The sequence below is a fragment of the Erwinia sorbitola genome (assembly GCF_009738185.1).
GTDB lineage: Bacteria > Pseudomonadota > Gammaproteobacteria > Enterobacterales > Enterobacteriaceae > Erwinia > Erwinia sorbitola.
This window is the reverse complement of the sequence record NZ_CP046509.1, coordinates 91,618-99,893: the sequence shown is the minus strand read 5'-3', so window position 1 is coordinate 99,893 and position 8,276 is coordinate 91,618. Positions and strand designations below refer to the sequence as shown.

The following is an 8,276-nucleotide window of genomic DNA, read 5'->3' as shown; positions in this document are numbered from 1 at the left end:
GATTGTTATAATTCGTGATAAATACCACGCGTCTTCAGGCGTCCTTGCCAGGCAATAATCCAGCAGTTAACGGGACTTTAGCGGAGCATGCATTTCTCCGTCACCGACTTTGATATCAAGCAGCGCCGTCAGGCGTTTTCCAATCAGCTCAATATCAAATGCCGCCGCGGAGACCGGGCTAAAATCAAAGATCGACTGCTGGGAAGCATTCGCTTCCGCCACGCTTTCATCGCGGTTGACCACACCCAGCAGCCTGTCACCCAGGCGCTGCTGCATAAAAGCGGTGACATCACGACTGATGTTGCGGCGGTTATCACTCTGATTCAGAACGAAATAGTGGCCTAAACGATGATTCAGTGGGCCACCAATCATTTTTTCATTTTCAATCTGTGGCAACAGAGACAGTGAAGCGGTATCTGCCAGCATAACCACTAAATGCATATCGGCCAGAGCGGCCATAGCTTTAAGAGCCGGGCCTGGGCCGGGCGGGAAATCAGCAATAATCACCAGCCCCGGGTAGTTAAGCACCGTGTGCAGGCCGCGGGTCAGGAAGTTGGGATCTTTGGTGAGGTTTTCTTCAAATTCAACGCGCTGCTCTTCCGTGACATCACCATAAGGCAGCACGAAGATATTGCCGCCGGTGGTAAGGATTGACTGGCTCCAGTCAGAGGACTCAGCCGATCTCGCCACAAAACCACGGCTGTCAGCCAGCGGCACGCCAAAGTGAAGACGCAGGGCATTTTGCACATCAAAATCGATCGCCAGAACCTTACTGCCACCGCGTGCAAGGGCGTGAGCAAGATTGGCTGCCATGGTGGTTTTACCCACCCCGCCTTTAGGGGAGCAGACACAAACTAACGGCATGAGGCAATTTTCTCCAACAGGGGATGTAACAACATATCTTTCGGAAGCGCTGCGGGTGCCGATGCAGCTGCCGTACTAAATAACTGTTTATAGCTCACAGTCGCAGGCGCTTCTGCGGCAGGCGAACGTGGCGGAATAAAGGCGTGAGCGACTGCGGGCTGCGCCGCCTGTGCTGGCGGTGCCTGGAACACAGGCTGCGGCTCAACAGCTGGCGGCTCGCTGGCGGCTGGCTGTTGAGCCGCTGCAGGGGGGGTGGCACTCAGCTGTGCTAACAGCGAGCTACCCGATACCGCTGTTTGCTGTGCCATCGGCATCGCGCGCAGTGGCGCGGCTTCCGCAGGCTGAGTCTTGCTCACCACGACCTCCGGCTCGTCCACGGGCGCTGGCTCTGCGGCGGGCTGTAACGAGGCAGAAATGCTGTCGAGCAGCGATGCACCAATACGGCTGGACGCGGCTGGCGTGGCGGGTACAAAAGATTGTACTGCCAGCTGGGATATTACAGGCACATTTTCCCCTGGAGAGGATATGAAAGTATCCGCCGCAACAGGCTGGGGAGCAGGCCGGTTAATTAGCTGGCTATTATTCAGAACCGACCCTGCGCCCTCATTCAGCAACTGTTTAATTACCGTCCAGTTGGTGGTGTCTGAGTTAAGCACCTGCTCAGACATGTCTTTGAATTCAATGTGGTTTGTGTGCGTTTTTTGTTTAAAACGCTCCAGGTCATCATAGCTTTTCATGAGTATGATCGCGCAAGGTGGATGATTTCGCGGCAATATAACATACAATTTTAAATTGTTCAGATTATTCTCATATCACAGACGAAACAATTTTAATGAGTTAATAAAGTGAAATTTTAAAAAAATTATTAATTACATGGGTTATTTATCAGTCATGTGATTATTTGCCTTAGCAATATATTTAATACGGATTAATATGAGCTATTTCATTCAAATGAAATACCTCCGGCAACCCTTACTCTTTCTTAGCGGTTCGTTTACCTCTGTCATATTATAGTCAACGCATAGGTTTCTCCTCGTCCGCTAAAATCTTACCTAACTTACTGAAAGAAAACGGCTGTTGCGCCTTCGGTGCGAATGGCCTGCCGCCTGGACTTATCAACAACACATTAGCCTGCTTTTCATACAGCATAGCAGCGCATGGTGAATCTCGCATTTATCTTAAGAATTTCATCGGCTTTATCAGAGGAAGGGCTGGGAATGGCGTTTAAATGAGAAGAGAAGGTACTGATTGCGGGGCTTAAAGATGAAATTGCCCCTCACAGGAGAGAGGCAATAGTTAACTCAGGCCTGACTGTTTTCATCCTGCTCGACGGCAAAGCAGGCTACCTGCTGCCCGCCAAAGGTTTTCAACTGCGGTTGCAGCTGAACGCAGGTGCCAAACTGGCGGCGACAGCGAGCGTTAAACGCGCAGCCCGGCGGTGGATTCAGCGGGCTGGGCAGCTCGCCGGTCAGTTTGATGCGCTCGCGACGCTCATCCGGGTTGAGGCGTGGTGTCGCCGACAGCAGCGCTTGCGTATAAGGGTGGCGCGGATTGGAAAAAATCTCCTCTTTGCTGCCCTTCTCCACACAGCGCCCCAGATACATCACCATCACCTCATCGGCGATATGCTCCACTACCGACAGGTCATGGGAGATAAACACGTAAGAGAGACCGAGATCCTGCTGTAAATCCATCATCAGGTTCAGCACCTGAGCACGCACCGATACATCAAGAGCCGATACCGGCTCATCGGCGATCAGCACATCCGGATCCAGCATCAGTCCGCGTGCGATGGCGATACGCTGACGCTGCCCGCCTGAGAACATATGCGGATAGCGGTCGTAGTGTTCGGTTTTCAGCCCGACTTTCGCCATCATCTCCAGCGTTTTCTCGCGGCGCTCGGCACGCGTCAGGTCGGTGTTAATCAGCAGCGGCTCTTCAAGAATCTGACTGACCTTTTTACGCGGGTTCAGGGAACCGTACGGGTTCTGGAAGACAATCTGGATCTTCTGACGTCGCAGCTTCTGCGCCTGTGGATCATGTTTAAGCAGATCCTGCCCCTGATAGAACAGCTGACCTTCGGTCGGCGTTTCAATCATGGTGAGCAGGCGGCCGAGCGTTGATTTACCGCAGCCGGACTCCCCCACCACTGCCAGCGTCTTGCCGCGCTCCAGATCGAAAGAGACACCGTCCAGCGCTTTGACCAGACGTTCCTGACCAAACAGGCCCTTCTTCACCGGGTAGTGTTTTTTCAGATCGATCGCCTGCATCAGCAGCGTCGATTTATCGTGTTCAGGCTTCATATGTTGGCCTCCCGGCATCATCCAGCGGGTAATGACATTTGGACTGACGCCCGGCAATATCACGCAGTGGCGGCTCTTCGCTGCGGCAGCGATCGTTGGCATACGGGCAACGCGGATTCAGCAGACAGCCTTCAGGACGGTCATACTTACCCGGCACCACGCCTGATAACGAAGCCAGTCGCGCTTTTTCCGCCGCGAACTCCGGCAGTGCACGCAGCAGTGCCTGGGTATAAGGATGGCGCGGGGCCTTAAAGATATCTACCGCGCGGCCGGTTTCCACCACCTGGCCCGCATACATCACAATTATGTGCTGCGCGGCTTCAGCCACCAGCGCCAGATCGTGAGTAATCAGGATCAGGGCCATATTCTCCTGGCGTTGCAGGTCGAGCAGCAGCTCGATGATCTGCGCCTGAATAGTGACGTCGAGTGCGGTGGTTGGCTCATCGGCAATCAGCAGCTTAGGGCGACAGGCAATCGCCATCGCGATCATCACGCGCTGGCTCATACCGCCGGAAAGCTGGTGCGGATAGACGTCCAGCCGCGAGGCTGCATCAGGTATTCCGACCTGATTCAGCAGGTCGATGGCGCGCTGGCGACGGGTACGTTTATTGCCGCCCTGATGCACCTTGATCGCTTCCATAATCTGAAAGCCCACGGTGTAGCAGGGATTGAGGCTGGTCATGGGATCCTGGAAAATCATCGCGACGTCGGAACCCACCAGCTGGCGGCGCTCCTTCTCCGAGATGCGGCGCAGATCGCGCTGATTAAATACCAGATTGTCTGCCATCACTTTGCCGGGGAAATCAATCAGCCCCATAATCGCCAGCGAGCTGACGGACTTACCGGAGCCGGATTCACCGACAATTCCCACCACCTGACCCTGCTCAACCTGATAGCTGATGCGGTCAACGGCGCGGAAAGGTGCTTTTTCGTCACCGAAATGCACCGAAAGCTTATCTACAGTTAATAGTGCCATCTCGCTGCCTACTGTTTGAGTTTCGGGTCAAGAGCGTCGCGTAAACCATCGCCCATCAGGTTGAAAGCCAGTACCGTCAGCAGAATAGCCACACCAGGGAAGGTGACCACCCACCAGGCACTCTGCGCGAACTGCAATACGTCGGAGAGCATCGTGCCCCACTCCGGCGTTGGCGGCTGCGCACCCATACCCAGGAAACCCAGCGCGGCCATATCGAGGATCGCGTTGGAAAAACCGAGAGACGCCTGCACGATCAGCGGTGCCAGGCAGTTTGGTAAAATATTGACGAACATCTGACGCACCGCACCCGCTCCGGCCACGCGGGAGGCTGTCACGTAGTCGCGCGTGACCTCCACCAGCACCGCAGCACGGGTCAGACGGATATAGTGCGGCAGCGCGACAAAGGTCAGTGCGATAGAGGCGTTAACAATTGACGGGCCAAAGATCGCGACCAGCACCAGGGCCAGCAGCAGGCTTGGCAGCGCCAGCATGATATCGACCAGACGCATAATCGCGGCATCAACGGCACCGCCAACATAACCGGCTATCAGACCAAAAATAACCCCGAAGATGAGCGACAGTACCACCACCAGACAGCCGACCAGCAGCGACAGACGGGCACCGTACATCAGGCGCGACAGCACATCGCGGCCTACGTCATCCGTGCCGAAAATATACTGCCAGCTGCCGCCTTCCTGCCAGGCCGGTGGACGCAGCAACGCATCGCGGAACTGTTCAGCGGGAGCATGCGGGGCCAGCACATTGGCAAACACCGCAATAATAATCATCAGAAGTACGTAAGCCAGGCCGATAACCGCGCCTTTGTTACGCTTAAAGTAGTGCCAGAATTCCTGTAACGGGGTCATCGGCTTGGGTGCAGCGTTAACGCTGCCTGGATCCACAACAGACATGTTGGCCCCTTATTTCTTGTGACGGATGCGCGGATTGACCACGCCATAAAGCACGTCGACCAGCAGGTTGACGACGATAATCAACGTGGCGACCATCAGCACCCCACCCTGAACCACCGGGTAGTCGCGGCGCTGGAGTGCGTCGATTAACCAGCGCCCCAGGCCAGGCCAGGAGAAGATGGTTTCCGTCAGGATGGCACCCGCAAGCAGCGTACCGACCTGAAGGCCAATCACCGTCACCACCGGCAGCATGGCGTTACGTAATGCATGCACCACGATCACGCGCATCGGCGTCAGCCCTTTGGCGCGCGCGGTACGGATATAGTCTTCGCCCAGCACTTCCAGCATCGCCGAGCGCGTCATACGTACAATCACCGCCAGTGGAATAGTGCCCAGCACAATGGCAGGCAGGATCATATGCATCACGGCATCTTTGAAGTCGCCAGGCTCGCCCCAGAACAGGGTGTCTATCAGCATAAAGCCGGTTAACGGCAGGCTGTCATCGAGGAATACCGTATCGCCGATACGTCCGGAGACCGGCGTCAGGTTGAGCTGCACCGAAACCAGCATAATCAGCATCATGCCCCACCAGAAAATCGGCATCGAGTAACCCGTCAGGGAGATGCCTACTGCGGTGTGGTCAAAAATGGAACCGCGTTTAACAGCCGCCAGTACGCCAACCGGGATGCCAACGGCAACGGCAAACAGCATCGCGCAGATGCCCAGCTCAAGTGTAGCCTTAAAGCGCGGGACGAACTCCTGCCATACCGGCACACGGCTTTTCAGTGATATGCCGAGGTCACCATGCATGACGCCGTTGATATAGGTGATGTACTGCTGCCAGAGTGGCTTATCCAGACCGAGCTGGGCCATTAACTGCGCATGACGTTCTGGTGAGATACCACGTTCGCCCACCATGATCATTACCGGGTCGCCGGGGATCATATGCACAAACGCGAAGGTTAACAGGGTGATACCGATAAACGTTGGGATAACAAGTCCCAAGCGTCGGAGTATGAACTGCAACATATTCCGCATTCTCTTTTAGTTCCGGCCAGCCGTAGCCGACAGGATTATTATTGCTCACATCTTGCGAAAGAAGGGCCAGGCATGCCTGGCCCCTTCGCAATTTACGGGGAGTTGTAGCTCTCCAACCCGCCGTATTATTCCTTGATATCTACCTGGGCGAAGTAGTGGCCACCCAGCGGGTCGACAACATAGCCTGAGACTTTTTTACTCACCGGCTCGTAGACCGTAGAGTGCGCAACAATCAGCGCAGGTGCCTGGTCATGCATCACGACCTGAGCCTGTTTGTACAGCTCAATGCGTTTGTTGTGATCGTCCGTGGCGCGTGCCGGCTGGATCAGATCTTCAAACGACTTGTCGCACCAGCGTGAATAGTTCGAGCCATCTTTTGCCGCTGCGCAGCTGAACAGGGTAGCGAAGAAGTTATCCGGATCCCCATTGTCGCCAGTCCAGCCCATCATCACGGTCTGGTGTTCACCGGCTTTAGCACGCTTCAGATACTCGCCCCACTCGTAGGTGACGATCTTGGCTTTCACACCAATTTTCGCCCAGTCGTTCTGAATCATTTCTGCCATACGACGCGCGTTCGGGTTGTACGGACGCTGTACCGGCATCGCCCACAGGTCGATAGCGAAGCCATCCGCCATGCCTGCATCTTTCAGCAGTGCTTTGGCTTTTACCGGATCGTACGGATAGTCCTGTACTGCATCGTTGTAGCCCCACATGGTTGGCGGGATCAGGTTTTTCGCTTCCTGCCCGGCGCCCTGGTAGACCGCTTCGATAATTGCTTTCTTGTTCACCGCCATGGTCAGCGCCTGACGTACTTTCAGGTTATCCAGCGGTTTTTTCTCAACGTTAAACGACAGATAGCCGACGTTGAGGCCAGGCTGCTCCAGCAGGTTGATATTCTTATCCTGCTTCATACGCGCAATATCAGCCGGGTTCGGGTACGGCATCACCTGACATTCGCCTTTTTGCATTTTGGCGTAACGTACGGAGGCATCCGGGGTGATGGAGAACACCAGGCGATCAATTTTCGGCTTGGTGCCCCAGTAGTTCGGGTTGGCTTTATACAGAATGCGGGAGTCTTTCTGGTACTGCTGTAACTGGAACGGGCCAGTACCGACCGGGTTGAGATCCACTTTTTCCGGCGTACCGGCTTTCAGCATGTTATCTGCGTACTCAGCGGACAAGATTGAGGCGAAGTCCATACCCAGGTCTGCGAGGAAAGGTGACTCCGGACGCGTCAGTTCGAAACGAACCGTATTGTCATCCACTTTCACAACTTTGCTGATCAGGTTCGGCATATCCATGCCGTCAAAGTATTCGTAGCTGCCGCCAGAAACACCGTGATACTTGTTATTTTTATCCAGCTGGCGCTCAAAGGTGAACACCACGTCATCGGCGTTAAAGTCGCGCGTTGGTTTAAAGTCTTTAGTGGTCTGCCACTTCACGCCCTTACGCAGGTGGAAAGTGTAAGTTTTGCCATCTGCGCTCACATCCCATTTTTCTGCCAGAGCCGGATGTAATTCAGTGGTACCAATGGTGAATTCCACCAGACGGTTATAAATCTGACGTGAGCTGGCGTCATAGGTGGTGCCAGAGGTAAATAACTGTGGGTTAAAACCTTCAGGCGAACCTTCAGAACAATAAACCAGGGTCTTCGCCTGAACACCTGTAGCCATTAACAGCGCGATCGCGCTGAGACCGACTTTCAGCATCCCGGATTTAGCCAGGGAAATAGTCATGCTTTGCTCCAGTAGTGATGTGATGTTGTGTGTATACCCTTGTGGGTATTAACGCCGGCCGATATTTTTTGGTGGCCTGTACGTGGTGCCCTGCGGCATTAGTAAAAAAGAGAGATCGGGAGAGGGTCTGACGACGCAGAAACGATCAGACAAATCTCCTTACCTTTTGTACTGAGGCTTCAATTTGTCAATAGTTTCAGGGAACGTCAATACAAGCGTAGGGTATTTAAGCGAAGTGTGAGAAACAGCAAGCAAATATAAAAAAAACAATTCAATAACATTTGCAGCGTAAAACGTTATTAAGTGTGATGAAAACCACATTAATCCCTGGTTAATTCGCGATCAGTCAGCACATAACATCGAAAAAAAACCCGTAAAATAATCCCAAAGAAGTCGATTAGCACCCGATAAAATTGTCTATATGGCTAACTTATAGATAAAAATGCTG

The 8,276-nt window shown here is 53.9% G+C and carries 7 protein-coding genes; all 7 read right to left on the bottom strand.

Annotation, left to right across the window (positions count from 1 at the left end; translation table 11 throughout):
- Window positions 1-66: 66 nt before the first annotated feature.
- The 7 genes from bcsQ to dppA all read right to left on the bottom strand — a co-directional run bounded on the left by bcsQ (window position 67) and on the right by dppA (window position 7,828).
- Window positions 67-864 (bottom strand): cellulose biosynthesis protein BcsQ, encoded by a 798-nt coding sequence (gene bcsQ / locus GN242_RS00455; protein ID WP_154753344.1) that lies wholly within the window; start codon window positions 862-864, stop codon window positions 67-69.
- The gene (gene bcsO, locus GN242_RS00450; RefSeq protein WP_154753343.1) at window positions 855-1,601 is read right to left on the bottom strand and encodes a cellulose biosynthesis protein BcsO; all 747 of its coding nucleotides are present in this window, start codon (window positions 1,599-1,601) and stop codon (window positions 855-857) included. Before bcsO ends, bcsQ begins: the two co-directional genes overlap by 10 nt.
- 564 nt (window positions 1,602-2,165) lie before the next feature.
- Complete coding sequence (gene dppF / locus GN242_RS00445) at window positions 2,166-3,167, bottom strand: dipeptide ABC transporter ATP-binding subunit DppF (RefSeq protein WP_154753342.1); 1,002 nt, start codon at window positions 3,165-3,167, stop codon at window positions 2,166-2,168.
- Entirely contained in the window at window positions 3,157-4,143 is a 987-nt protein-coding gene (gene dppD, locus GN242_RS00440) for a dipeptide ABC transporter ATP-binding protein (RefSeq protein ID WP_154753341.1), read from the bottom strand. Before dppD ends, dppF begins: the two co-directional genes overlap by 11 nt.
- A gap of 8 nt (window positions 4,144-4,151) precedes the next feature.
- Complete coding sequence (gene dppC, locus GN242_RS00435; protein ID WP_154753340.1) at window positions 4,152-5,054, bottom strand: dipeptide ABC transporter permease DppC; 903 nt, start codon at window positions 5,052-5,054, stop codon at window positions 4,152-4,154.
- A gap of 9 nt (window positions 5,055-5,063) precedes the next feature.
- Window positions 5,064-6,083 carry a dipeptide ABC transporter permease DppB gene (dppB, locus tag GN242_RS00430; protein ID WP_154753339.1) on the bottom strand — a complete coding sequence of 340 codons (1,020 nt, stop codon included), beginning with the start codon at window positions 6,081-6,083 and terminating at the stop codon, window positions 5,064-5,066.
- Between the two features lie 134 nt (window positions 6,084-6,217).
- Window positions 6,218-7,828, bottom strand: coding sequence for a dipeptide ABC transporter periplasmic-binding protein DppA (gene dppA / locus GN242_RS00425; RefSeq protein ID WP_154753338.1), 1,611 nt, complete (start codon window positions 7,826-7,828; stop codon window positions 6,218-6,220).
- Between the last annotated feature and the right edge of the window lie 448 nt (window positions 7,829-8,276).

Excerpts from the sequence above, each read along its gene's own strand:
- dppB (WP_154753339.1), bottom strand. The coding sequence starts at position 6,083 with ATGTTGCAGTTCATACTCCGACGCTTGGGACTTGTTATCCCAACGTTT.
- dppF (WP_154753342.1), bottom strand. The coding sequence starts at position 3,167 with ATGAAGCCTGAACACGATAAATCGACGCTGCTGATGCAGGCGATCGAT.
- dppD (WP_154753341.1), bottom strand. The coding sequence starts at position 4,143 with ATGGCACTATTAACTGTAGATAAGCTTTCGGTGCATTTCGGTGACGAA.
- dppC (WP_154753340.1), bottom strand. The coding sequence starts at position 5,054 with ATGTCTGTTGTGGATCCAGGCAGCGTTAACGCTGCACCCAAGCCGATG.
- bcsQ (WP_154753344.1), bottom strand. The coding sequence starts at position 864 with ATGCCGTTAGTTTGTGTCTGCTCCCCTAAAGGCGGGGTGGGTAAAACC.
- bcsO (WP_154753343.1), bottom strand. The coding sequence starts at position 1,601 with ATGAAAAGCTATGATGACCTGGAGCGTTTTAAACAAAAAACGCACACA.
- dppA (WP_154753338.1), bottom strand. The coding sequence starts at position 7,828 with ATGACTATTTCCCTGGCTAAATCCGGGATGCTGAAAGTCGGTCTCAGC.